This is a genomic window from Lacrimispora sp. 38-1 (assembly GCF_049890855.1).
Taxonomy (GTDB): Bacteria; Bacillota; Clostridia; order Lachnospirales; family Lachnospiraceae; genus Lacrimispora.
The window spans coordinates 14,936-41,750 of record NZ_JBANEW010000001.1 but is presented as its reverse complement, the minus strand read 5'-3'; the positions used below and the strand labels follow the sequence as shown (position 1 = coordinate 41,750).

The following is a 26,815-nucleotide window of genomic DNA, read 5'->3' as shown; positions in this document are numbered from 1 at the left end:
CTAACTGATATACTTATTATGACTCAGCATGAGACTTCACCTTGTTTTGAAGCGGTTACTACAATAGATGTACTTATCAGGTAGTCTAGTTACAATTTTATGAAATAGTTATCATTCATCTTTTCGCAATTTCTTTCTAAATTCTGCAAAGTCACTATCGTTAGGTAAGAGTGATTCATATTCATCAAATTCTAGGGTTGCTTCTTCAATGCGAGAATCATTTATAAAATAGGATATCATCATTTTCTTAAAGTATATAAATGCGTCCATATTTTCTGCAAAAGCAGAGAGATTTTGTCCTAGCATAATATAAGATTCCAAATCAGCGTTATTAACATACACATTATCAATAGAAATAAAAGCATCAAATGCTTGAGGTATATTATTTCTCATAACCCAACGGACAGGAATATTGAAATCACGTGCTAAACTGGGGCTTAGATTCTCCAATAAAGGATATTTTGACAGCAGTTTAATAATTTGCTCATCAACTTGTAATTCCTTGCTAGAAATAGGTCGTTTTTTTTGAACTTCTATTAAAAAGTCAAAAAATTCATCATCAGGAGTATCCAAATATGATAATGCAACAAGCTCTAATTCTGTTATTAGATGGTTGTCCTTATTATGCTTATTATGCTTTTTATACCATATATCAAGGTTTTTCAATACTCTAAAATAATCCTTATTAATTAGGCATTCAACCTGTTCAGGCATTTTCATTATCAAGTACTCAAAACAATTGTTGCTAATTGATTTTTGAAAATCTATGTACATCAACCCGATAATTTCGGCAATTAAGTGGGCACATTTTGAGCCGCGAGCATCATTCTGAGTGATCAAGAATTTTAGCAGATTTTTACGTAACAATTTATAATGAAACAAATTATCATTATTAAGAACATAAATCAGCACTGTATTCATATATTTGCTTACAAATACTTCCCGAATAAATTGCATTTTTTCTAATATTGACCGATTAGAATTAACTAATACATTCAATGTATCCTTAGTTGCATTATAATAAACTGCATATAAAAAATTTAAATTTGCTAAGCTGACTACTCCATAAGGTTTGAGCAGATCAAGTGCGGCCTCATGAAGAATGATATCACATTTTATACGATCAGGATCAAAATTACTAGAAGTGGATTTATTTGAAATATAATATTTGTGTAAAGATTTAGCTAAAATACCTACTCGGTTAGCACCTTTTAAAGCACACATAGTAAAAAAGGTATCATTGCCATATGTACGTGGTATAAGTTCATTAGGATCAATACCTAAAATCGTCTTTTTCGTTGTTTTACCTTTAAATAATTTACCCCATATAGTCCTTATAAATTGATGGTATACTGGCAAGTGGTTTGCAAAATCATTTCCTTGTAATATTAGATTTTGAGATAAAATTCTATATCCTACTAATTTATTGTCTCCAGCATTAATAAAATCATTTCCGCAAGCCGCAATATCCAAATCCTGTTCATTCATAAATGCAAGCATTTCTTCCAAAAACGTTACACTATACTCATCATCAGCATCAAGGATACAAAAAATATCCTCATCATCAATATCATGGACAAGTGTTATAACTTCGAGATTATTGTCCCAAACATGATTCTTTTCATTATAAAATGGTATGATTCGATTATCAGCCTTCGCGTATTCTTCGATAATTTCTCGAGTTTTGCCATTATCGGTAGAACCATTATCGCACAAGTAATATTTGAAATCACCATATGTCTGATTTAGTATACTGTCTACTGCACGTTTAAGTGTTTGCTCTGCGTTATAAGCAACTGTTCGTATATAAATCATTCTGCAATAATTCTCACTTTCCTAATATCATTCTCGGTTATAAAACAATCAGATGTCACACAATATCGACTTTTATCAACATTAAACTTTTTAAAAAGCTGCACTGCTGCTCCCCCTGCTCCTACCGAACAAACTATTACGCAAACATCGGCATATTCTGTGATTTTTTTAGGGTGTTGGTATTTAAGTCCAAAAAGTTCACCTTCTCGAAAACTATCAAACACAGCCACTAATTTTGCATTAGGGTAATTTGATTCTATATGATTCTTCCAATATAGCGAATTATTCTCGCTTACACCCCAAAGTGCATATTTTATAGGGGCGTTTTTATTCCAAAATTCTTCTGCATATTCATCAAATTTATGCCCATTCTTATGTGTTATCTTATGTGATTCTCTATATTCTGTAGTAATTGTACGTTGTTTAAAAAAGTCTGTTAATTCTTGCTCCATTCTTTCTAAAACAACCTTGTCAATATTGTTTTGAATTCGTCCTAAAGCATGTCGAATAAGCAGTTCTTTTACTCCTTCAAAATCTTGGACACTAGGATTCCAATCAATTTTATAGTAGTTATCTTTGTCATAAATTGAAATATATTTTTCAATAAAAGAAAATCTTCCATCTACATTATCTTTTGCTAAGACAACAGGGATTCCATATGCAGCTAGCGGGAGTGCAACATGCAAACGTGAAGTAATAGCTATTTTTGCATTTTTTTTGTAATAATCATATTTAGTTTTTACAAAGTTAAAAATTTTACGATAGTCAGTTATATCAGAGTCACTGAAATGATATTGTTGTGTAGAAAACTCACAATCATCGAGTAAAGAATCCGGCACTAATGGTAATAAAGCTTTAGGTGCATCTACGAAAATAACTTTTTTACCTGAATCACCTGAATATTTTGGAAATACTGCAGTCATACACCCATTAATATAGGCAGGTATGGAGTATTTTGTCAATATATTGTAAGTTATTTCATCTCTGCACCCCACTGGTGAATGTTCAAGAAGATATTTGAAATTGTACTCATCACTAAGAAATTCATCTAAATCCATGAATTTATCTATTGTTGATAACGTCACACAAAAAAAAACAGGTTTAATTTTCTCTGAAATAGCAATTTTTCCATTCACTACAAAATCAATAATTGAATAGCAAAAAGGAAAAACAACTTCCTCTCCATTGTAATTCTCCAATTCTTTAAAACCTAAATAAACAATTTCATCTGGTGATATATCTAACAGGCTATATAAATAATCCGTTGCCAAAAATTGCAAATAATCACCAATATTTATATTATTTCTGCCTGTATCGCAAAAGTTGGCGTATTTCATCTTGCACCCCTTATTTTTTCTCAAATAGATAGATTGTATCTGTGTTATCCAATGGATCTGATTCTTTTTTGACTAATTTGAATCCGCCATCATCAAGTAAATGAATGATTTTCAATTCAGTCAAATCACTGAGGTATCCCGAGGTACGTCGACCAGTTATATTGGGAAATTTATCGACAGTCATATAAGATATAATAATCATGTTTTTAGTTTTTTCACAAACATGTTTTATTAAGTCTTCAGCTGTTATCAAAAATTCCAGCACTCCATTAAGGACGGCCACATCTGCTTGCAAATCAGGAAAATTACCCTTGTTTAAATCACATACTATTGTATCGTCAAAACGTTTCATGTAATCAATCGGATAGTATTTTACATCCTTCGATAGAAAAGTCTTTAAATACATTTGTCCAGCACCATAGTCTACAACTGACTTCATATTTTCATCAATCCATTTTGAAAACAGCTCAACACTAGGTTTCATTAAATCCCAGTTTATATTATCTTCCAAGTCTGGCCAAACGATATTTTGTGGTACAAACAAAGTATATGGTATAATTTGGCTTTCACTAAATCCAGTTTCTAGCAATTTTGTTTTAATTTCATCAAAGTATATATTTGTTGAAACTATAATATTCGCATTCATAAAGTCGGTTTTTAAGCTTTCAGGTGTCACAACTGGTTTGTCAACTAACTTTTGCTTTTCTATGGCATTTCTGTCTACAAAGGTATATTCAATTTGTTGTGAATCCAGCCAATATGAAATTTCCATTCCAATGGTTCCCATTCCATACAAGATAAGTGGTTTCAATGTTAATTTTTTTTTCAATTCTTCTATATCTTCAACTTTAATAACCATACGATTTCTCCAATTAAAAGTTACTTTTTTCGATCAAATAAATAGACTGTATGTACTTCGTCAAAAGGATCAACTGCCTTCTTTTTAAGCAAGAAACCTTTTTCAAATAACATATTTATTAGCTGATCCTCTGTAAAATCATTGACATAGTTTATACTTCTTCTAAAATTAGTATCGGGTAATTTTTCTAGTGTTACATATGACAGTATAATTGACTTTGAAGTTGAATTACAAATATGTTCAATTAGTTCTTCCGGGTTTTCAAAACTCATCAATACCGCTAAGCATGATGAAACTTCAGCTTGAATGGATTGATTTACCCTAACAACGTCAGCAAATAGCATATTCTCATTGTAATTAATATAATCTGGAGCATAATATATAGTGTTTGCCGGTAGAAACTCTTTCAAAAAATTTCTTTCCGCACTATAATCAAAAACTGATTTAGCTGATTTATCAACCCATCCTGCAAAAATCTTAGCTCTTTCTTTTACTGCATTCCAATCGACACTTTCCTCCAATTCTTTCCACGATATTTTTTTTGGCCAAAAAAGTAAATAAGAAAATATGTTGTTGTCATCAAATCCTATTTGCATTAAATTGAATTTGATTTCTTCATAATGATTGATTGACGCTATGACGACATTTGCATCGGAATATCTTTCCATAAGTTGAATTGGTGAAATGACTTCTTGGTTCGTTTGTTTTTCCATCTTATATGCATTAATATCACAAAAAGTATACGTTACTTCATTTAAATTGCACCATTCTGCTATGAGTTTACCTACATACCCCATACCATATATAATAAATGGTCTTGTCTTTAAAAAGCATATAAGTTCTTCTGGATTATTGGGTTTAACTATCATTTAAGTCTCCTAAATTCATTTCACGTTCCCTTTTTTTTAAACAGGAATAAAGGCATGGGGAAATTGCTCTTATTGTCATCTTTTCTATCTTGAACCTCAAACTGGTTGGAAGAAAACATATCAATGATTTCTTGTGCGGTGAAATCATTGCACATACTTAAGTGTCTACGCGCATTAAGATCTGAGAATCCTTCCAGTACAACATAGGAAAAAATAACCGTATGTAAAGTATGTTTACATATATGAGAAATCAACTCTTTTGCGGGTTTAACATACATCAATGTGCCAGTACAAACAGAAAGTTCAGTAACAATATTCGGGAAACACCCTTCATTAAAATCACAGATAATCGTATTATCTCCCCGATCTATATAATCAATAGGATAATATTCCGTAGATGCAGGAAGATGTTTTTTAATATACTTTTGGCCAGCACCGTAATCAGCCACTGTTTTTACATCGTATGGAATCCAATTCCATTCCGAAATCATCTCATATCTTTTGCTCATTACTTCCCAGTCAGTAAGTTTATTATCTTCCATCTCCAACCATGAAACTTCGTCTGGCATGAACAAAGAATAAGAAAAAATTTGTTTCTTATCGATCCCTATTTGTAACAATTCTTCCATGATTTCTTTGTAATATACAATTGATGAAATAATAATATTAGCGTCTTTGTGTTCATTGAGAATACTTTCTGGTGTTATGATTTTCTTTTCTGAAGTTGGCTGTAATTCAAGTGCATTTTTATCTGAAAATATATAGTCAATACCTTGTTCATCACACCACTTCGATATGCGAAGCCCTATACCTCCCATTGCATATATAATAAGTGGCTTTGTCTTTAAAAAACATACAAGCTCTTCTGGATTATTCGGTCTAATTATCATTTAAATTCTCCTCTTTATAATAAGACTACATCTTCTCTTGCTCTTTGAGAAAATTCAGTAACATATTGGGTCTTGCCTTAAACAAATAAACGGTACATGCCTTGTTGATCGGATCAGGAAGTTTTTTTTCTAAGTAGAAATTATTTGATTCCATTAAATCTACAATTTGTTTATCGGTCAAATCGCTAACATATGCAGAAGCTCTTCTTCCTTCGATATTTGGAAATTGATCTGCTGTAAGATATGAAAGAATAACCATTTTATTTGTATTCCTGCATACATGTTCTAATAATTTTTCAGCAGTATGGATAAATTCAAGGACACCAGAACAAACTGTAGCATCCGTTTGAATCTCTGGAAACTCTCCTAAATTTAAGTCACACAAAATTGTCTGTTCATTGCGTCTTATATAATCTATAGGAAAATATTTAACATCTGAATTCAAGTATTCTTGTAAAAACATTTTCCCAGCACCATAGTCACTAACAGATCGTATCTCTGATGTAATCCACTCCGAAAACATTTCAACACGAAAACGCATTAAATCCCAATCAATATTTTCATCTAAGTCTGACCAAACAATATCTTGAGGCATAAACAAATTATATGACACAATACGTTTTTCATTAACCCCAAGTTTTAATAGTTCTTTTTTAATTTCATCAAAATAGATAATAGAAGAGATAACAATATTTGCATTTTTGTATTCTACTTCTAGTACTTGCGGGGACACAACTACATTGTTTACCAATTGTTGTTTTTTTTCAGCATCACGGTCTGCAAAAATATAATCTATTTTATTTTCATCACACCATTTTGCAATACGCATTCCGGCACCACCCATTCCATATAAGACAAGTGGGGCTGCTTTAAGGAAGTTAATAAGATGTTGGGGATTTTCAGGTTTGATTATCATTTAAATTTCTCCTACTTTAGTTTTTTCAAATAAAAATAAAGTGTCAATTTTGTTTGAGGGGTCTGAGCGTTTCTCTTTTAAAATAAATCCGTGTGCTAAACAGATATTCACAATGTCTTCTTGTGTAAAATCATTAACATATCCTGAGGCACGTCTGCCTTTTATATTAGAAAAAATATCAATTGTAACATATGAAAGTATGATGATTCGAGATGTATTTTTACATATATGATTTAGCAAGGAGTCTGCTTTCGTAATAAAAACTAATGTTGCAGTACAAACAGAAATATCTGTTTGTAGTTTTGGAAATTCATCATTATTAAAGTCACAAAGAATCGTTTCATTTGAACGCTTAATATAATCAATAGGATAGTATATTATACCTGGGTTTATAAAATTTTTTAAACTTAGTTTTCCTTCTCCGTAGTCTGCAACAGATTGTGCATCATCGGAGACCCACTCAGATATCATTTTTACCCGACCAATATGTTCTCCCCATGGAATCTTATATTCCAAATCTTTCCATGTAACGTTATCTTTCATAAATAAATCATAAGATAAAATATGTTTTTGATCTATTCCTAAGCTTAATAGCTTTTTCTCGATTTCATCGTAATAAATTATCGAAGATATCACAATATTTGCATTAGGATAATCTTTTCTTAATCTTTCAGGTGAAATAACAATTTTATCTACTCTCGTTTGTCTTTTGCGGATATCCTGATCGGCAAAAACATAATCCACTTTATTCTCGTCGCACCACTTTGCAATGAGAACACTCGCACCACCCATTCCATATAAAACAAGGGGAGCAGCTTTCAAAGTGGCTACTAATTGGGCTGAATCTCTAGGCTCAATTATCATTTTTTTCACTTTTTATTTTCAAATTACGAATTAAGGTACTTATGCTCTTAATAGATGCAAAATTTTCACGTTTTATTTCATCATCAGGAATATCAATTTCAAACTCGTCTTCCAATAGTGTAATAAATCCCAAGATTGCCATTGAATCTAAAATACCCTCATCTAACAATTGTGTGTTTTTATTTATTTCAACATATGGGCTAATTTGATTTATTAATTTTACTATATTCAAGTAATGATTATTTTCTATTTGCTTTCCTGCTTGAAAGCGTTCTGCATTTGGATCAACACCTAATCCGTAACAATATTGACACCCTGGGTTGAATTCTGTATTGTGCATTTCCAACAAGCGGATTTCTTTCTCTTTTAATGACAATTGTTCGTCTGCTAAATCCAGCATTAATATATCTTCTAACGGCTGCCAGCCTACACGGTATCTGCAAAATGGCATAGCACATAATGTCAATTTAGTGCCATATAAAACAAATGGACGCTTCGTTGGCTGCCCATTCGCACACTTTAGGAACTGTTTTTTTGCTGTTTCCATATCAATCTTTTCTTTTCTAGGAGACCAATCAATCCAACCGTTCATATGGGCATCTTCACCAAAATACTTACGTACTTGATATTTCACCCCTAATGTTGAACAAAGCAATGTATTTTGTTCAACATTTGTAGAAATATCAGGACCGTAATGGTCAATAAACAAATTAAACTTACTTGACTTAGCCATGACTTTCAAAAGCTTTTCGGAAAAAGGTATAGTTCCATTTGTTTGAAAATCTAAACGGTTAAATTTGTTTTCATTTTTAAGTAAAAACTCACAAATTTCAACAATATTTTTATGTAGAATTGCCTCACCACCTGTAAGTGTGATAACATTTATTGTATCGGTTATTGCAAATATGGTGGTTAAACTTTGTATAATTTCATCATAATCATAATCATAATCAAGTTTTTTTTCATATGACTCCGGTATAAATGCTCCACATTTTTCACATCTTAATGTACATTTCCATGTAAGATGAATCGCTAAACGATTAAGAATTCTATCACCCATCAATTTCCACCTGCTCTCCTGGAGTAAACCTTTCTACGTCTTTATAAATGCCTAAGCCATTGCACCAAGCACAGCCTGGATTAAATTCAACCTTATCCATTTCAAATAACTTACTGCCCATTTCCTCAAGCGTTGTGTTATCATCACACAAATCAATACACAACACATCTTTTTCAGGTATTTTCCCTACTCGGTAACCGCAATATGGTGTTGCACAAAACGCTAACAACCTGCCAAAAATGGTAAATAATCGACCACCTGGTTTTGCCACAACACATTTAGTAAAATGTTCCTTTGCTATTTCATCGTCTAATTTTTCAGATAATATACTTCTGTCTACCCAGCCGCCCAAGTAGACGTCCTCGCCAGAATAATTTCGAATATTATATTTGACATTGAATTTTTTACAATTTTGCTCAATTTCATCAACTTTTGTTGATATTTTAGGTCCGTAATTATCAATGAAAAGAGATACCTTTTCAGATTTTGACATAGTCTTCAAAAGCATATCTGAAATAGCAGTCGCTCCATTCGTAAACACTTCCAATTTTTGAAACGATTTCTCATATTCTAATAAATATTCTATTAACTCAGACAAATGAGGATATAAAAGCGGTTCACCACCAGTTAAAGAAATCAATCTTACTTGTTCAACCAAACTAAAATAAATTCTAAAGCTTTTCTTAATATCATCTATGCTGTATTCTGGTACATTTCCGCTTTCATAAAGTTTTGGGATATAAACTGCACATTTTTTACAACGAAGATTACATTTAGCCGTTACATGGCACGAAACTCTATCCATTATTAGTTTCTTCATAATATCTCCTTCAAACTGTATGTTAAAGCTAATCTATCGATTTTACCATTTAGATTTAGCGGCATTGATGCCCTAGATACGATTAATCCTGGCAGCATATAATTGGGAAGCATGCTTTTTATATGTGCATACAGTGCATTTTTATTAATATTTTCTGGCGTTACAAAGATAACTATTTGCTTGTTAGCGTTGTCATATATAGCACAACATTGTTCAATTTCCAAGGCAGACGATACCGCTGTTTCGATCTCACCGAGTTCAATTCTGTATCCACGATGTTTTATTTGAGTATCTTTTCTTCCAATATAAATTATTTCTTTATACTCGTTGTATTTCACCAGGTCACCAGTTCGATAGATTCTTTCGGGATATTTATGATTAAGAGGATTTTGAACGAATACTTCTTTTGTCTTCTGAGGATTCCCATAATAACCATGTGCGAGACAACTTCCTCGTACACATAACTCTCCTATTTCTCCCTCAGAAACCAATTCATCTTTTTCATTTAACACTAAAACATCAGTGTTTTTACAAGCGGCTCCAATTGGCAGGCTTTCCTCATCACCAAACTCACGGTCTACTATATAATATGTACAGTCAACTGCTATTTCAGTGGGGCCATAAAGATTTGCATATAGTGCGTTAGGTACAAAACGCCGCCATACGTTTAACTGTTTTGTAGGCATAACCTCTCCAGCAAACATAATTTTAGTTAGTTGATTCATAGATACTTTTTCTAAAATATGTGAATTTGCCACTAATATCATCGCAGATGGAACCCAAAAAATAGTATTTATCTTATTTTCATTGATAAATGTACATAATCTTCTACTCGATAAAAACATTTCCTCAGGTATAATTACTGTTTCACACCCATTCTTAATAGTACTGTATAGATCAAGAACAGAATTATCAAAAGAAAACGGTGCCTGATTACCAAATATAGTACTTTCGTTAAATTCAAAAACATCTGTTAGCCAGTCGATATAATCAATGACAGCTCTATGGCTAATAATTACGCCTTTGGGGTCACCTGTTGAACCAGATGTGAACATGACATAAAGGATATCTGTATCTATTACCTCATTTGCAATACTGTCAAGTAAATTATCATCCATGCCCTCTGGTTTGATTTCATCAATTAAAATCGATTCAGATAACAAATCATTTTTGTATTTATTATTTGTTATAATCATCGCAGGATTTAAAATTCCCAACAACTTTTCCAATCGTAACCTTGGCATAGTTGGATCAATTGGTGTATAAAAATTGCCACTGTATATCGTAGCCATAAAAGCGATAACAGCATCAACACCTTTGGGCAGATATATACCGATGGGCTGCTTTACCAAACCATTCAGCCTGTAATTTATATTACTGGCTAACAGGCGTGCATTTCTATCTAGTTCAGAAAAAGTAATTTCCTTTTCACCATCTCTAAACGCTACTTTATCTGGAAAACGCTTCGCTGAATTTTTTAAATAAAATATAATATTGTTGAACATATGTCACTATCCCTAACCTTCAATTTTTTGCAAATTGCAATCAATATCTATTTAATGGTGCAAACTTACTGAGATATTGAATTGATTTCAATCTTCCGTTATAGTTACATGTTTCGTCTATAGTATTCGGTGCTGCAAAATCTTCCAATTCCAATAAATAGCTGGCATCGACAACTTCGTATTTTAAATTGTCTTTCTCCAAAGTTTCATATAACTTTATAAAGTTTGTTTCGTATTTTTGTTTGAAATCCGCCCCAAATAATCGCTCACCCTGAAAATAATTAACAGGTGGGATGTAGAGGATAACAGGAATATTTTCTTCATTCATCATTCTTATGGTTTTTTTTAGATAAACAACCCCTTCAGTTGTCTCTCTAAATTTAAATAAATAGTTGATATTCATGTAAAGTTTTTCTTTTTCGGTATCTTTTCCTATTTTATTATCAAAAGAGGAAAATGCTTCTACTTGAAAACGCTCAAAACGCTCTTGTGTAAGTTTTGCGTATTCTGAAAATTCTCTGTTATTTGAAATATCTGAAAGAGATTTAATTAACCAAGGATGTTGGGTTCGAGGCATGATAGGAACTTTTGGTGCCATCGTTTCTATCATTAATAAAAGTAAAAATGCGGATGGCTTTTGATTACATTCAATTAAAGAATGTGCAATATGATAATAGGCTTGTTGCCCCATGCCATGCATATCAAGAACCTTGCAACTAGCTTCACCTGCTTTATTTCTAATCATAGTGCCCAGCGAATCAAAATTACTATCATCGAGAGCTATATGTGTGAATGCACAATCTCCCATCACCAAAAGGTAATCTTGGAGCGGTCGTTTGTATTCCTCAATATAACTATCATAAGCTGATACGCTAAAAGAAAACCACTCCTTATTTTCTTGTAACCCAGCCTCTCTTAATTGATCATGAATTTTATTACAGCCTTCTGGAGATACAAGAAAAACTTGTTCTTGTTTATAATTTAGTGCTTCTTCAAATGATACAATATCATAATCATTTATCAAATTATTTTGTTTTTCTGTATTGTTATCTATGAAAATAATATTTTTAAACCCGTTCATCTCTAATATTTTCAAGATGCAGCATCCACGGATACCTGAGCCAAAAATGCCAATTCTCTTATCTGACAAAAGGCCTTTAATATTTTCGATTTTTTTCAAAAAATAATTATATACACTCGCATTTTCTGAAGTGACAGGCCATGCATAGTTAATTTTTTCAGTCATAATTTTATTCCTCCAAATGCCTTAGTATTTCATCTTTATACGAGTCGATAATATCTTTTTTTGAAACAACAGTATTAACCGGAACAAAGCAATCTTTACAAAGTGAATAATTATATCTATTTAATTGCAAATGTTCTATTAAAAAATTACGTCTTTCTATGCTATTCCATGCATTTTGTAATGAAGTATCGCGTACGTTACCAAGACTGATTGGTGGCGGTAAAGCTGTACAAGGAAATATTTCACCATCCGGTGCTATCCAAATTTTATAAAACACAATCGGACAATAATTTATTTGTCCAAGATCTCCTCCAAATTTGTTCTTTGTTTCATCCATATCAAACTTAATATTTTTCCAAAGAGGTGTTACTTTTTCAATAAAAATAGAATCCGCTATGTCTCCAAAAAGTTTGTAAAACTTTTCTTCCTCTCTGGAATACTGATTTTTATCAAGTGCTGCTTCTGAAATTTTAATGTGTATTTCCAACTCTTCTTTATTTTCATAAAGTCTCTTCAGGTTATTATAAAATTTTTCCCAATTTATTTTTGCGCCACAAACATGTTCATATGTGCTTGAATCCAATCCTTGCAGCGACACAACAATACGGGAAAGTCCCGCTTTCTGGATTTTTACAATACTTTCCTCCGTAAGCAATGATGCATTTGTGTGCATTTCTATACGCTCAACCGTTGTAGATACTCTCAACAAATTAATCATTCTGGCTATATTAGGATTGCAAAGCGGCTCGCCATGTCCTGAAAGTGATACTACTTTTATTGGTTGCGGAAACTGTGAAATCTGCTGGACTACAGTTTCAAATACTTCCATTGTCATCAATTCATTTTTAACCGTATATCCCCAGCTTTCGTTTTTTTCGCCAGAGCGAAAGCAATAATTACATCTAAAATTGCAACGTTCACTTAAATCAATAATAACCGATAATGGTGTATCTAAAGGTAATTTCTCACCAAGACACAACCGTTCAGTATTATATGATTCTTTTATTTGGGCCATGCTAAAAACCTCCACGTATTAAATAGCATATAATACAGTTTCATAAATCGAATCAGAATAGTGCCTAAGAAAGAATTTATAATCATCACGATAAGTTTTTATCAACTCTGGCAATGTATAAATATCTTCAGGTTTGTGATATGCACAAATAGCCAGTTTAGGTTTGTTTTCAATTATTAAATTACGAGAACCTTTCAGTGATTCTAATTCTGCTCCTTCTACATCCATTTTTATAAATGAAGGCGGAATTTTATCTTTGAAATATATGTCAAGTGATGTCACTTCGACAACACTGGCACCACAATTATCTAATTTGGAACTGCTTTCGAAACTTCCACTAAAACAAAGTTGTGTTTCGTTACTCCACAAGCCTTTTTCAATAATAGTTATATTGCTCTTTCCTTGCAGGCTTTTCTTTGCCTTATGTGAATTTTCTACATCTGGTTCAAAACCATAGTAATGATTATAATTTCCGTTAACATATTTGAAAAACTGCTCGGCAGTATCCCCCACATACATACCACCATCGACGAAAACTTCGTCACAGCCAAGAGTTATGATTTCAGGGTCAAAATACTGAAGTATAGGGGTCGAATGTAAAAGTGAAGAAGATAAGAGACAACGCCTTATTCTATTTAATAAAACTTGTCTTGATTTTTCATCATCTAATAAGTAATATGCACGTTCATAACCTTCAAGGTATGGTTCAATCGACCTGGGAGTCATTTCGTGCAGATTCAAAAAACCTCGTTCAAATATCCTTTTAGGATTTATTCCGAGCATATTTAATTCTTGTTTCATTTCATTTGCATAATTTACGGAACATATAATGATATTTGTATCTGAATACTCATTTTTAAGTGCCTTTGGAGCAATAATGGGTAATCCAGTTTTTTCATGTGCGCCATATTTATTTTTATCACAAAAGCAAGACACATCAACACCATGCTGTTTTAAAGTTATATAAACAGAATATCCTAATTCACCCGCACCGTATAAAACGATAGGCTTTTGGGATAAAATATTCATCGTGTTTTGAATTTCATATTTATATTCTTTACTATTACATATTTTTTTAATTTCTGAAAGTTCCTCAGCAAAGTCTCTCATACGTGTTCATTCACCTACACTCTATTAAATTCTTATATCAATCACAACTCTTGCATTTCTTATCTATAATTATGGAACAAAATCTATAGGAAGGATATTCGCATTTAATTTACTCTTACCCTTTAAACATATTTCTGCATCCAATCTTTCTCAAACTCAAGTATATAGTTTCCTTCCATAAACTCTCTTCGTTTCTCTCTTAACTCTTTAATCATTATATTAAGCAGTTTTTCGCAGCCGCTTATCTCTAACCGGTTTATTTTTTCTACCATAGAAATCATAAAAGACCATTCAAAGTAGCAAAAAGCAGGCGCACTTTCAGGAAACAACTCACACAGCCACTGTGTACGTGTCCTATATGCGTCTAGATACTCCGCAAGAGTTTCCGGTGTAAGGAGACTATGATTGGTGGTCCAAGCCGAAATATTACCATCATGCCGGTAAAAAGTATATTTAGGAAGACCATGATATGCCACCTTGCCTGCCAGTGCAAGTAATTTATACATCAATGCAATATCATCATACTTTCCAGATTCAGGAAACCTGAGTTTTTTAGCAAGCTCACGATGAAATAGCTTTGTAGGAAATGCCATATTATAACGTCTTCTCCACATTAATTCAATAAGCGCTTCCTCCGCACTCATGACTCTCTTTTCATCAAAATTTTTATCTGCTGCTCCGCAAATAGCTACATCTGCACTATTTTCGATTGCCAAATTAAACAAGAACTCTAAAAAATCCGGCTCAGCCCAATCATCGTCATCAATAAACGTGATATAATCCCCCTGAGCCACACTCATTCCTGCGTTTCGGCCACTTCCAATATTTCCTCTCTCCCGATGAATAACACGAATGCGAGAATCCTTTTGAGCATATTCGTCTGCTATTTTACCACTTTGATCAGTTGAACCATTGTCAACTATGATAAATTCAAAATCCCGAAAGCTCTGTGTCAGTATACTTTCAATCGCTCTTCCAACAAGTAATTCTCTGTTATAAGTCAACATTATTACTGAGATCATAAATCCTCCCTGGCAGCCGGCTGCTGAAACAACAAGATTACCGGCGTTGTACCATTTTCGCTATTTGTTTAATAAAGATCTGAACAGCGCAAAGTCAACATCCTCTGGAAGTATTTTATCCCAGTCTGAAAGTTCTTCTAATGCGAATTCAGGCTTTGATTCATTTATTAGATATTGGATATTTATTTTTTTAAGTAAATAAAATCTTTATTTTTTTCTAATTTCGCAGATAGACTGAGACCCAGATCTAAAAATTGTTCCACATATACTTCCGGAATATCTTCTTCTCTCTATCATACTTCTAAATTAAATTGAATGCTTCATCCAATTTTTTCCTTACAATGCATTCAGTTAATTCATAAAATGAAAAAATTTATATTCGTTATCTGCATCTAATATACAAAAGTAATCATCTTCATTATGATTCCATAAGAAATCAAGCCATTTACTGCCCTCAAACCACTGATTCTTACTGATATTTTGCAAAAGTATAATCCGCTTATCATTATGAGCAAAACGTTGTCACTTGATCCATTACCCATAACTAGTTTATAAAATCTCCATAATCAACCCAGCCTCCTGCATGTTGGGCTAGACCGCTGTAATCCTTAATATCATACGGTATTCCCGCATTTTCAAGTGTAGCTGTAAATTCTTTAGCCTTAGGAGAATTTTTCTCATAATCATAAATTTTTAATTACAGCCATAACTAATAATCTGGTTAATCAAATTTTGTTTTGGTAATAAAGCACCATTTGTAAAAATACCTAATTTATGAAAACAATCTCTATACTGCATCGACTTGTCAAAAATTTCTCCAAAATCTTTATGTAGTAAAGGTTCCCCTCCACTTAACTGAAACCATTCAACAATAGAAAAGCAACGGTCAATCACATCAAATAAATACTCCTTCTCAAAATGTGGAGGAGTATCTATTTAGCAATATCGGTCACATAAAGTTTATAGCGAAGTGTAACCGTAATATTCAAAATAAATTGTGTTTTTCCAACTGACTTCCTCCCGAACTATGAAAAAATTATATTAAGATATTAATCAATATTTTCCAACGCTTCTTTTTCTTCAACCGAAAATAACTCATATACTTTATTTTCTAAAGCAGGAAAGTCTGCCATCTTAGAAGCTTTTAATAAAAATAATTTATTCTTCAAAGAAGTAGTATCATAAAGTTTTTGCAGAAAATCAAATGTAAGATTTGCGGATTGTATCTCTCCATTCTCCTTCACTAAAAGGTGTATAATATCCTGAAGGATGGGCATTTGATATAAGTTTAATCTAAGAGCCAGTACACCATACCGAATCATGTTAGAAACCAGTCCTAATTCCCGATAAGTACAAAATAACATTTGATACACTTCCACCAGACCACCTGTTATATCTAAAAAGCTACCACCTTGATATTGGTCAAGCAACTGCAATGCTTTTTCAAAGTATAAAACAGCACCCTCTTTAATATAATTTTTATAATGCCAATATCCTAACCAATACTCCAAATCAGGCGATACACACCCTGAAAGCTTTGCTTTATCATATATATCCAATAGTTCTTCTTCAGTTCCTGTATTGCTTATGTATTTTAACTTAATTAAACTACAGAAAGCCGCCTCTTTTCTAGCTTCCGAAAGAACCCGGTCTGCATTATCAATCACACAACGATATGCCTGCTCTGCTTCACCAAACAAGTATACCGCAAACAAAGCATCACCCAGATACGACCATGCATTATAATCATCCGGACGTTCTGCAACTTCGTTTTTTAGTATACGAATATTACGCTGTAGTTTATCTGATTCCCGATATACCTGTCTTGTATATCCTGTATGGTATATTGTTAGTTCTTTTGATGCATCTACTACAATCACATCACTATCATCTTTATTATACAAGGTCTCATGAATTCGATTATGGTAACACAGTAACGAAGTATTACGAAATATTCTGTCCTGTATTCCTGTCGAAAAAGCTCGACCGTCATCATCTAAATTAACCAGTGAACTTCTTACTGCATGCGGCCTTGCTTTTTTATCAGACCCGTTTTCAATACGCATCAGTATGGGAATAATCTTTGCTGTACTATCCTGTGAATAGTATTCATCGGCATCCAAAAACACAATCCAATCACCTTTTGCCTTACTAATTGCAAAATTCTTTGCTGCAGAGAAATCATTAATCCACGTGAAATGATAAACTGTAGCCCCCATCTCCCTGGCTATTTCAACAGTACGGTCATTAGAGCCAGTGTCAACAACAATCTGCTCAAAAACAGTTCCTTTGCCCCACTCTAATGCCCTCCTGATGTTCTTTTCTTCATTTTTGACTATCATACATTGAGATAGCCGTACAGAATGTACCATGTCAGGAACCTCACTAATTCTATAGAATATCCCTCGAAAAGAACCAATCTTTTCGAGGGATAATTTTTTTACAATCCAGTAGTCTTATATTATTTTAATAACTGTAATACACCCTGAGGAAGCTGATTTGCCTGAGCAAGCATAGCCTGAGAAGACTGAACCAGAATGTTATTCTTAGTATAGTTCATCATCTCTTTCGCCATGTCAACGTCGCGAATACGGCTCTCAGCTGCAGACATATTCTCAGTTGTTACGCCTAAGTTATTGATTGTATGCTCAAGACGGTTCTGTAAAGCACCTAAGTCACCACGGGTTGAAGATACAGTATTAATTGCACTCTTGATTGTCTTAATAGCAGCTTGTGCACCGCTCTGAGTCTGAACATCTACACTGTCAAGACCAAGCGCTTTAGAACTCATGGAGCCAACACTTACAGTCAGATTATTAAAGCTTTCTCCTGAGTCTCCAATCTGCAATGTCAAACCACTACCTATAGTTGCCCCAGGATTGGTTCCCTGACCAGTAATTGCAGTACCAGATCCTAATGCACCTGCAAGGGCACCAGCATTCACTCCTGCGCCTGTTCCAGTAATACCAATTGTACCAAGTCCTACACTTGTTAAATCAATATTTGCTGTCTCACCTGCTGCCAGAGTACCACCTGCTAAAGCAGTTCCAGCACTTGCTCCATTAGTTCTTGTAGTTATATCCTTAAGATCAAGAACTGAAGTTTTTGAGGAACCATCTATATTATTAGTAACTGTAACTATAATTGTGTCTGCGTTAGCAGTAATTCCAACAGACTGAGATTCATTGGGGGTAACTGTATTTGGGTCATCCACAGCAAGAGAAGCACCAGCTACACTTGTTACAATTGAAGCTCCAAGAGTACTTCCAACCACAACCATAGTAGTTGGTGCACCTGTTGTCTTACCAAGGCTGCCATCTAACAGGTTGATTCCATTGAAGTTTGTACCTTCAGAAATACGGTCGATTTCGCTCTTTAAAGAGTCAACCTCTTTCTTAAGGTTCTCACGGTCAACGTTATCCTGATAAGTTCCGTTTGCAGACTGTGTAGCCAGCTCAACCATACGGTTTAACATAGAGTGAACTTCTGTTAAAGCACCTTCAGCTGTCTGAACTAAAGAAATGCCGTCGTTTGCGTTCTTGGAAGCTGTCTCAAGACCTGTGATCTGTGCTCTCATCTTCTCAGAAATAGCAAGACCAGCTGCGTCATCACCTGCGCGGTTAATTCTGTAACCAGAAGATAATTTCTCAAGGTTCTTAGATACTGCACCGTTGTTGCTTCCTAACTGTCTGTAAGAGTTTAATGCTGCGATATTGTGCTGAATTCTCATGTGTTTTTCCTCCTTGAATATGTATCAGGGAAATCCTTTTCCCTGGATGATAGGACGCTTTCTGGTTTTCCAGATAAGCGTTAAGATGTTTGAAACCTCAGCGGGGTACCGGCCGCTTAGCGGGTTTCGTAAAAATCTGACACTTGTGTCTTCAAGAAGCCTGTCCAATGAACTGCCGCCGCAAAATCAGGTTAAAACCGCTTTGCAGAAGAAAATCATCATCATCTTCCTTTCACATACTTTATCGAGTGGGAGGCTTAAAAAGTTAAGTCATTTTTTGTAGAAATTTAAAATATTTTTTAAAAATTCAAAGAACCCGGACAACAGCCATATAATAAAGTGAAACCTGTATACCAGGCAGCGTCATTAAACCTTTTTTCTTACCTGACGCCGCCTTATATTTAAGAAGGAATCTATTATGACGCATAAACTTTTAGACATAGATACAATTTCTTACGATGACCCAATAAATTTCTGGAAGCGGGTAATTCAAAACCAGAATTTCCTACTGCATATAGCCACAACCCTGCTTCCCATGCTGCCCCATCAGGAAGACCGCCTCCTGATCAGTCAGCTAAAGATAATGGAATTCCTGATCGCTGACTTAGAACCTGCAATAACCAACCCTGCAATACAAAATATACCAATCTCTTTCCAGGCCATGTACCACAACGTAAGCAGCACTGTTGACCGGCTTACATCACTGAGTTTAAGCAGCAACCGGGAAAAAGCCGCCGCACTGACAGAATATCAGCTGATTCCATTTCTTCAGGAATGGCTGGAAGACACCTACTTCTGGACTCTCATCTATCCTGATAAAGAAAAAATGAAGGAATACTATGAAACTGAATTTGCGGAGAATCACAAAAACACCTACAGCAACAGAGGTGAAAAATATCTTATTTCCATTATGATACCTGTTTTCAACAAACTGGAATATACCAAAAGATGTCTGGAGAGTCTCTTTCGAAATACCGACCTCACCAAATACCCCTGTGAACTGATTTTGTTAAATGACGGCTCCACCGATGGGACTGAAGAATACTTTGAAAGTCTGGGAATAACGAAGGTAATAAATCTGAAGGAAAATGTAAAAGCAATGATCTTTTCACTCTTATTCCGGGTTTGTGAAGGAAAATATACAGCATTTGTCAATAACGACACCATTCTTACAGAACATTGGCTGGATAATCTGCTCACCTGCCTACAGTTTTACCCTAACGCAGTCATGTCTGTCCCCAGTACGCCAAACACCAGCAACCGTCAGGGCATGATTGCCGAATTTACACCGGAAAACGCAGAGGAAGTAGCAAAAGCCCATAACCGTCCCTGTCCATACCTTTGGGAAGAGCGGTGCAGACTCATGCCAGTAATCGCATTGTATGATGTGGAGAAGGTGAATACCTTTGGATTCGCGGACCGCTATTTCCACACTATGGAATTCTGGGATGATGATTTCAGTCTGCGTGCGAGAAGAGCTGGCTTTCAGCAGATTCTCTGTCTGGATACTTGGTGTTATCATTATGGAAGTATTTCTGGTAAGGCTGACCAGATCAAAAACAGGACCATTTTCAACGGCAGAGTGCTGTTTCAGACAAAATATGGCATTGATCCCTGGGGAAATAACTTTTGTTATGATCCCTACCAGTTATCTCACATTGAGCCTACCATCCCACAGCAGCCTGCGGACGTTTCCATGCTGGCCATTGATCCCGGATTTGGTGCAGATGTGCTGAAGTTTAAAACACAGCTTAGAAGGCGGGAGAAAAAGAGTTCATTTTCATTTCTGATCAATGACGCTGGTCTGAAAGACGACTTAAATCCGTTTAACAGCACTGTCATTGTGTCTCCTTCTGTTTTAGAGACACATAAGCATATTCCGGAAGGCTCCTACAACTATATAAGTCTGGGTAAAGATTTATCCGTTTATCCCGATTACAAAGAACTGCTTAAAGAATGCTCGGCACATCTTAGAACAGGAGGTTTCATATATTTTTATGTATCAAATCCCTATGCTTACCATCTGAAGCGGGAACTTTCCGAAGAACGGATACTGAACGGGAAAGCTTCCCTCACACTTATTAATATACAGGAACTTTTGCCGTTTCTTATCAGTCTCAATTTAAAACCACAGTTAAGAGCGATTCTGGAAACTGCACCACCGGCTGAGCAAAAAGGCGGTTATACGGAACACCTGGACCGTTATTTTTTGATTTGCGAAAAACAAAGCTAACCTTCACTTTCCATGCATACAAAAAAGTTAAGGAGCAAAACCAATAAACTGGTTCAGCTCCTTAACTTTTTTTCTTACGCTCTTACATCAACATACTGTCCTAAACCAGTTGTCTTAATCTGGTTTGGCACTGCCGCATCCATCATCTTTAAAAGATCGGCTGCCTGTGCTTCCTGGTTATCCATTGCCTTTTTGGTAACGCTTAAGCTGGCACTCTGTTGAATTTTAGCAGAACTTAACTGCATACTCATTGCTGCAATATCCATATCTTTCTCCTTTCACATAACATGTCATAAGAAATCATGGTCCAACACTATTTATATCGGCTATTATCATTGAACGCATAAGTGGTTATCCCTGTTCCTGATAACAATCCAGAGTAAACCAGAATTCGACTCCGCCTTCTACATTGCGTACTCCACAGGACTTATTGTGAGAGTCAATAATAGCTTTTACAATGGAAAGACCTATGCCGCTGCCTCCATACTCCCGTGTATGCGCCTTATCCACTTTGAAAAACTTCGTCCACAGCTTTGGTAAATCTTCTTCCGGTATACTCTGTCCAGTATTAAATACAGTTACAAGTGCCTCTTTTCCATTCTCTTCTGCGGTAATAATAATCTCCCGCTCTCCGCCCAGATGATTAAGTGCATTATTTAAATAATTGGTAATCACTTCTTCTATTTTAAATTCATCAGCATAGACACGGATGGTATCAAAGGTCTCCAATTTCACATTCGCTTCCTTTTGCTGAATCAAAATGCCTGCAGATCCAATCACTCCACGAATGAGTTCAGTTAAATCAAAGCTTTCCAACTGCAGATCATCATTTCCGAATTCCAGCGCAGTGAGATTTAACAGCTGCCGGACCATTTTATTCATCTTATTGGCCTCATCCATTATCACCTCACAGTAATAATCCCTGCTCTCCGGATCTTCTGCCATTCCCTCCGTTAAACCTTCCGCATACCCCTGAATGAGAGCTATAGGTGTTTTTAACTCATGGGAAACATTTGCAATGAAATCCTTTCGCATCTCATCGATCTTTACTTTTTCTGCAATATCCTTCTGCAATTCCTCATTAGCACTACGAAGCTGTCCGATTGTATCCTTAAGTTTGTCTGACAGCTGATTCATGCTGTTGCCCAAAACACCAATTTCATCTTTTTCATTACCGGTGTATTTCGCCTCAAAGTCCAGACTGGACATCTTCTCAGATAAATTTGCCAGCTGAAGGATTGGAGTTGTGATCCGCTTGGTCGTAAAATAGATAAACAAACTGCCTATAAACAATGCCATAGACCCTACATATGCCAGGAAACGGTTTGACAAAGCCACACTGTCCCGGATGCTCGACAACGGAATTGAAATAAGAAAAATGGTTTTATTATCAGAAAAATATCCCCAGCTTTCCAGATAATAGGAATCTGAACGTTTATCATAAGTTTTCTGAACAATATAATTGTCATGCTTTTTCAAAACGCTGGCCTGGGGCATATCTTTGCCGAAAATGTAATCTTCCACCCTGTTTTTTAAGAACTGCCGATCACCGCTTGTAGACATCAGGTACTCGTCAGTTGAACTGTCGATTAAAATCATCATCAAATTATATTTTTCGCCCATTGTCCGGAACATTTTCTGCACGGGTCCCTCATTTTTAAAATCGGGATCATAGGAATCATGGTAATACTCGATAATTCCTTTTCCGCTTTCATTGGCCTGGGCGACTACCTGATCAATCTCTGTATAGGCCATTTCCAGTATATGGACCTTGGCTCTGGTATAAAATCCCTCTAAAAACCAGTTGTTGACGCACCAGGTAGTCAGAAGAACAAATGCCATCAGACAGACAAATACTATGGCAAAACGCGCCTTTATGGAATGTTTCATTCACTCACCTCTAACGATTATGTCACTTCAAATTTATATCCCATTCCCCAGATTGTCCTGATGTAATCTCCTTTTTCTCCCATCTTACTCCTTAATTTCTTCACATGAGTGTCAATGGTTCTTGCATCACCAAAATAATCATAATTCCATACATTATTTAGAATTTTCTCTCTGGAAAGAGCTATTCCCTGATTTTCCAGGAAATATGCCAATAGCTCAAATTCTTTATAGCTTAATTCAATGTCCTTTCCATCAATCGTTACCTGATGTGCCACCTTATCAATGCAGATACCTCCGATCTCCACGGAATCCGTATTAACGGCATTACTGCGTCTTAATATGGCTTCTACACGTGCAACCAGGATCTTGGGGCTGAATGGCTTTGCAATATATTCATCCACGCCTAAATCGAAGCCCTGAAGCTCATCCCGTTCTTCTGTTCTGGCTGTCAGCATTATAATCGGAACCTGGGAGTATTTGCGGATGGTCTTACAAGTCTCCCATCCATCCATCTTCGGCATCATAACATCCAGTATAATCAGCACAATATCTTTCTGCTCAAAAAATAAATCAACTGCTTCCTCTCCGTTTGATGCTTCCACAACGGTAAATCCTTTTACACTGAGGAAATCCTTTACCAGCTTTCTCATTCTTGCTTCGTCATCTACCACTAATATTTTTAACTGTTCCATAAAAACCTCCCGAAATCAGATCTCAACTGTTTTCCTATATTTCTGAAACATATTGTACCAAATTGCAGGCAGGATATCTACATTTTCACAGAGATTTCACACCATTTCCCGATTTACTTCCGAAAATGCAAAAAACAGGCAGCTGCCCATACAAAAGCATCTGCCTGTCCAATCTAATCTTATCTTAATTCTGTTGTAGGAATGGTGTCCATATCATCAAACGCCTGGTTCTCACCGCCCATTGCCCAGATGAAGGTATAATTGCTTGTACCTGCTCCGGAATGGATGCTCCAGGATGGGCTGATGACTGCCTGCTCATTCTGCATAACGATGTGTCTGGTCTCATTGCCTTCGCCCATCATGTGGAATACCACATTGTTCTCCGGAATCTCAAAGTACATATAGATTTCCATACGTCTCTCATGAGTATGAGAAGGCATGGTGTTCCATACACTGCCCGGATCCAGTACTGTCATTCCCATGGATAACTGGCAGGTCTCAAGTACATCCGGATGGATGAACTGGTTGATCACACGCTTATTAGAGGTTTCCATTGCACCCAGCGGCTTCTTGGCAGCCTTTTCAATCGGAATAAAGGTTGTCTTGCATGCCTTATGAGCCGGAGCACTTACCATATAAAACTTAGCCGGGTTCTTTGCATCATCGCTGGAGAATAAAACTTCCTTGGTTCCCTTTGTGATGTATAAGCAGTCCTTATAACCCATGGTGAATTCTTCTCCATCAGCCTTGATCTTTCCTGATCCTCCGATGTTGAAGATACCGATCTCACGTCTCTCCAGGAAAAAGCCTGTACCAAAGTTTTTCCAGATATCAATTCCCTTGTCAATGGAAACGGTTTCTGTTGTTGGCATACAGCCCAGTGTTACCATACGGTCTACATGGGAGTAAACAGCTACCACTTCATTGGCAACGTATAAGTTCTCAATTAAAAATTCGTTTCTGGTTTCTTCTGTTGTGTAACGCTTGAAATCTTTCTGATTTGCAGAGTAACGAATATCCATTTATAAAAAGCCTCCTTATTTGTATTTGAAATAACTGACCATCTCCATGGTATCATAAGGCAGTTTTTAATTCAACATCTTATTGGATTATTTTAAATTTATCCACTTCTTTCCTAAGAAGAGCTGCCTGAGCGGATAATTCCTCACTGGAAGCGGAGCTTTCTTCTGCCGTAGCCGCATTGCTTTGCACAACATAAGAGATTTCATTAATTCCCTCGCTGACATTAACCATGGCAATGGTCTGCTCCCTGGAGGCCTGCTCCACAGATTCCATGAGTCCTCTGGCACGATCTGCCTGCTCCCTGACATCTGCCAGAATTTCCGCATTTTCTTTTGCAGTCCCCATCCCCTCAGTCACTGCACGGGCTGCATTTTCAACAAGCAGGGCTGTCCGTTTAGCAGCTTCTGCGGATTTGGCCGCCAGGCTGCGGACTTCGTCTGCTACCACAGCAAATCCTTTGCCCGCTTCTCCTGCACGGGCTGCTTCCACAGCTGCATTCAGCGCCAGAAGATTCGTCTGGGAGGCAATTGCATCTACATCTTTTGTGATCTTTCCGATTTCATCGGAAGTATTCTTAATCTCATCCATAGCCAAAAGCATCTGTTTCATCTTTTTGTTGCTGTCTTCCACACGCGCTACAGTCTGTTCTGCATACCCGGCGGCCTGTCCAATCTGGGCTGAGCTTTGCTCCGCCTTCTCCGTAATCTCTGTTATGGCAGAAGAAAGCTGGTCAATGGTCCCCGCCTGTTCCGTCGCTCCTGCTGCCAGCGCAGATGCCGCATCTGCCACCTGGGAGGAACCTGCATTCACCTGCTCGGCGGACTCCCGGATCATGCCTAATGTGCGGTTTAACTGCTTGTAAATCAGTATGAGAGAATCGTGGATGGAGGAAAAATCACCGGCATACTCCCTGGTTACAGGAAGTGTCATGTCTCCCTCAGCCATACGTTTTAAGTGTACCGTAATATCACCTACCACTTCTTTCATCTGGCCAATCAGTTCATCTGTCGCCTGGGAGAGCACCTGCATCTCGTCTCCGGTCTTAACAACTGCAACGGGAGGCGTATGTACATCTCCATCTGACAGAAGTCTCAGCCTTTCGGCAATGGGGCTTAAAGGCGCTGTTATCCGGTGCAGAAATCTGTTAAGAATAAACAGACCTGTCATACATATTACCAGGGATACAACCGCCAGCAGTATAATATTAAGTATTTTCTCCCTTTGATATCCTGCAACAGCATGGTCAATATCATCTATGTAATTTCCTGTACTGATATACCAGTCATAAGGCTCAAATTTTAAGGTATAGGCCCGTTTTGCAAATGTTCCTTCCTGCCCTGGCTTTGTAAAATAGTAATTGGTAAATCCGCCGCCTGGCTGGGATCCGTTTTTAATAAAATTACGGATATAGTAATCTCCTGCCAGATCCTTTTCATCGTAACGCTCTTTTCCTTCATATTCTGGATTCATATGAACTGCGCAAAGACCAGTGGAAGTGTCCGCCCAGAAATAACCGTTTCCATCGCTATACCGCGTATTGCGAACAATGGCTTTGGCATTGTCAAGCGCCTCTTTTTCCGTTATTTCACCAGACTGATACCGTTCATAATTAACATTCAGAACACTTACCAGATTTTCAGCAGCCGTCTTGATATTTAAATCATAATTCTGGTAGCTGGAATCAATCCAGTTTTGATAAACCCGATCCAGACTGGTATAAAAAATGGCTGTCAGTGTGAATATAATCAGCATTACCATAACACTCACAAATAAAACCAGCTTTCCAGTTACCTGCAATCTCTTACTCTTTCGTCTCTTCATGTAATACCCCTTTCTGATTGCAAATTAATTCAATATGGATTAGCATACACGGTAATCTCAAATCCCGCAACCGATGTTTACAGAAAGTTTATTAAATT

At 36.0% G+C, this 26,815-nt stretch carries 22 protein-coding genes; 1 reads left to right on the top strand and 21 read right to left on the bottom strand.

The window, feature by feature from the left end; translation table 11 throughout:
• Nucleotides 1-111 precede the first annotated feature (111 nt).
• From V7D18_RS00165 to V7D18_RS00090, 16 genes are all read right to left on the bottom strand, one after another.
• On the bottom strand, nt 112-1,815 hold the full coding sequence (locus tag V7D18_RS00165; protein ID WP_426150270.1) for a glycosyltransferase: 1,704 nt from the start codon (nt 1,813-1,815) through the stop codon (nt 112-114).
• A complete protein-coding gene (locus V7D18_RS00160; RefSeq protein WP_426150268.1) occupies nt 1,812-3,152 on the bottom strand; it encodes a hypothetical protein in 1,341 nt (446 codons plus the stop codon). Before V7D18_RS00160 ends, V7D18_RS00165 begins: the two co-directional genes overlap by 4 nt.
• 10 nt (nt 3,153-3,162) lie before the next feature.
• Nucleotides 3,163-4,011, bottom strand: coding sequence for a hypothetical protein (locus V7D18_RS00155; RefSeq protein ID WP_426150266.1), 849 nt, complete (start codon nt 4,009-4,011; stop codon nt 3,163-3,165).
• Nucleotides 4,012-4,031: 20 nt separating this feature from the next.
• Nucleotides 4,032-4,880 carry a hypothetical protein gene (locus tag V7D18_RS00150; RefSeq protein WP_426150264.1) on the bottom strand — a complete coding sequence of 283 codons (849 nt, stop codon included), beginning with the start codon at nt 4,878-4,880 and terminating at the stop codon, nt 4,032-4,034.
• Nucleotides 4,881-4,900: 20 nt separating this feature from the next.
• Nucleotides 4,901-5,770 (bottom strand): hypothetical protein, encoded by an 870-nt coding sequence (locus tag V7D18_RS00145; RefSeq protein ID WP_314462281.1) that lies wholly within the window; start codon nt 5,768-5,770, stop codon nt 4,901-4,903.
• A 25-nt stretch (nt 5,771-5,795) separates the two neighbouring features.
• Nucleotides 5,796-6,686, bottom strand: a complete 891-nt coding sequence (locus V7D18_RS00140) for a hypothetical protein (RefSeq protein WP_426150262.1) — start codon at nt 6,684-6,686, stop codon at nt 5,796-5,798.
• On the bottom strand, nt 6,687-7,550 hold the full coding sequence (locus V7D18_RS00135) for a hypothetical protein (RefSeq protein WP_426150260.1): 864 nt from the start codon (nt 7,548-7,550) through the stop codon (nt 6,687-6,689).
• Nucleotides 7,540-8,610: a radical SAM protein gene (locus V7D18_RS00130; protein ID WP_426150258.1), complete on the bottom strand. Its 1,071-nt coding sequence runs from the start codon at nt 8,608-8,610 to the stop codon at nt 7,540-7,542. The genes V7D18_RS00135 and V7D18_RS00130 overlap by 11 nt, the downstream gene beginning before the upstream one ends.
• Nucleotides 8,603-9,430, bottom strand: coding sequence for a radical SAM protein (locus V7D18_RS00125; protein ID WP_426150256.1), 828 nt, complete (start codon nt 9,428-9,430; stop codon nt 8,603-8,605). Before V7D18_RS00125 ends, V7D18_RS00130 begins: the two co-directional genes overlap by 8 nt.
• Entirely contained in the window at nt 9,427-10,935 is a 1,509-nt protein-coding gene (locus tag V7D18_RS00120; protein WP_426150254.1) for an amino acid adenylation domain-containing protein, read from the bottom strand. Before V7D18_RS00120 ends, V7D18_RS00125 begins: the two co-directional genes overlap by 4 nt.
• A gap of 40 nt (nt 10,936-10,975) precedes the next feature.
• Nucleotides 10,976-12,181: a hypothetical protein gene (locus tag V7D18_RS00115; RefSeq protein WP_426150252.1), complete on the bottom strand. Its 1,206-nt coding sequence runs from the start codon at nt 12,179-12,181 to the stop codon at nt 10,976-10,978.
• Nucleotides 12,182-12,185: 4 nt separating this feature from the next.
• Nucleotides 12,186-13,196 (bottom strand): radical SAM protein, encoded by a 1,011-nt coding sequence (locus tag V7D18_RS00110; RefSeq protein ID WP_426150250.1) that lies wholly within the window; start codon nt 13,194-13,196, stop codon nt 12,186-12,188.
• Nucleotides 13,197-13,214: 18 nt separating this feature from the next.
• Complete coding sequence (locus V7D18_RS00105; RefSeq protein WP_426150248.1) at nt 13,215-14,306, bottom strand: FkbM family methyltransferase; 1,092 nt, start codon at nt 14,304-14,306, stop codon at nt 13,215-13,217.
• Between the two features lie 122 nt (nt 14,307-14,428).
• Complete coding sequence (locus V7D18_RS00100; RefSeq protein WP_426150246.1) at nt 14,429-15,328, bottom strand: glycosyltransferase family 2 protein; 900 nt, start codon at nt 15,326-15,328, stop codon at nt 14,429-14,431.
• A 1,049-nt stretch (nt 15,329-16,377) separates the two neighbouring features.
• A complete protein-coding gene (locus V7D18_RS00095) occupies nt 16,378-17,700 on the bottom strand; it encodes a glycosyltransferase (protein ID WP_426150244.1) in 1,323 nt (440 codons plus the stop codon).
• Nucleotides 17,701-17,789: 89 nt separating this feature from the next.
• Complete coding sequence (locus V7D18_RS00090) at nt 17,790-19,058, bottom strand: flagellin (protein ID WP_426150242.1); 1,269 nt, start codon at nt 19,056-19,058, stop codon at nt 17,790-17,792.
• A 418-nt stretch (nt 19,059-19,476) separates the two neighbouring features.
• On the opposite strand from V7D18_RS00090, the gene V7D18_RS00085 reads away from it, so the two are divergent.
• Nucleotides 19,477-21,291, top strand: a complete 1,815-nt coding sequence (locus V7D18_RS00085; protein WP_426150240.1) for a glycosyltransferase family 2 protein — start codon at nt 19,477-19,479, stop codon at nt 21,289-21,291.
• A gap of 74 nt (nt 21,292-21,365) precedes the next feature.
• On the opposite strand, the gene V7D18_RS00080 is transcribed toward V7D18_RS00085, so the two are convergent.
• From V7D18_RS00080 to V7D18_RS00060, 5 genes are all read right to left on the bottom strand, one after another.
• Nucleotides 21,366-21,557, bottom strand: a complete 192-nt coding sequence (locus V7D18_RS00080) for a YjfB family protein (RefSeq protein WP_117415653.1) — start codon at nt 21,555-21,557, stop codon at nt 21,366-21,368.
• A gap of 85 nt (nt 21,558-21,642) precedes the next feature.
• The gene (locus tag V7D18_RS00075; RefSeq protein WP_426150239.1) at nt 21,643-23,181 is read right to left on the bottom strand and encodes a sensor histidine kinase; all 1,539 of its coding nucleotides are present in this window, start codon (nt 23,179-23,181) and stop codon (nt 21,643-21,645) included.
• Nucleotides 23,182-23,198: 17 nt separating this feature from the next.
• Nucleotides 23,199-23,873, bottom strand: a complete 675-nt coding sequence (locus V7D18_RS00070) for a response regulator transcription factor (RefSeq protein ID WP_117415651.1) — start codon at nt 23,871-23,873, stop codon at nt 23,199-23,201.
• Nucleotides 23,874-24,052: 179 nt separating this feature from the next.
• Nucleotides 24,053-24,895: a 5-dehydro-4-deoxy-D-glucuronate isomerase gene (kduI, locus tag V7D18_RS00065; protein ID WP_117415650.1), complete on the bottom strand. Its 843-nt coding sequence runs from the start codon at nt 24,893-24,895 to the stop codon at nt 24,053-24,055.
• 79 nt (nt 24,896-24,974) lie between these two features.
• Nucleotides 24,975-26,717, bottom strand: coding sequence for a cache domain-containing protein (locus tag V7D18_RS00060; RefSeq protein WP_426150236.1), 1,743 nt, complete (start codon nt 26,715-26,717; stop codon nt 24,975-24,977).
• Nucleotides 26,718-26,815: the final 98 nt, after the last annotated feature.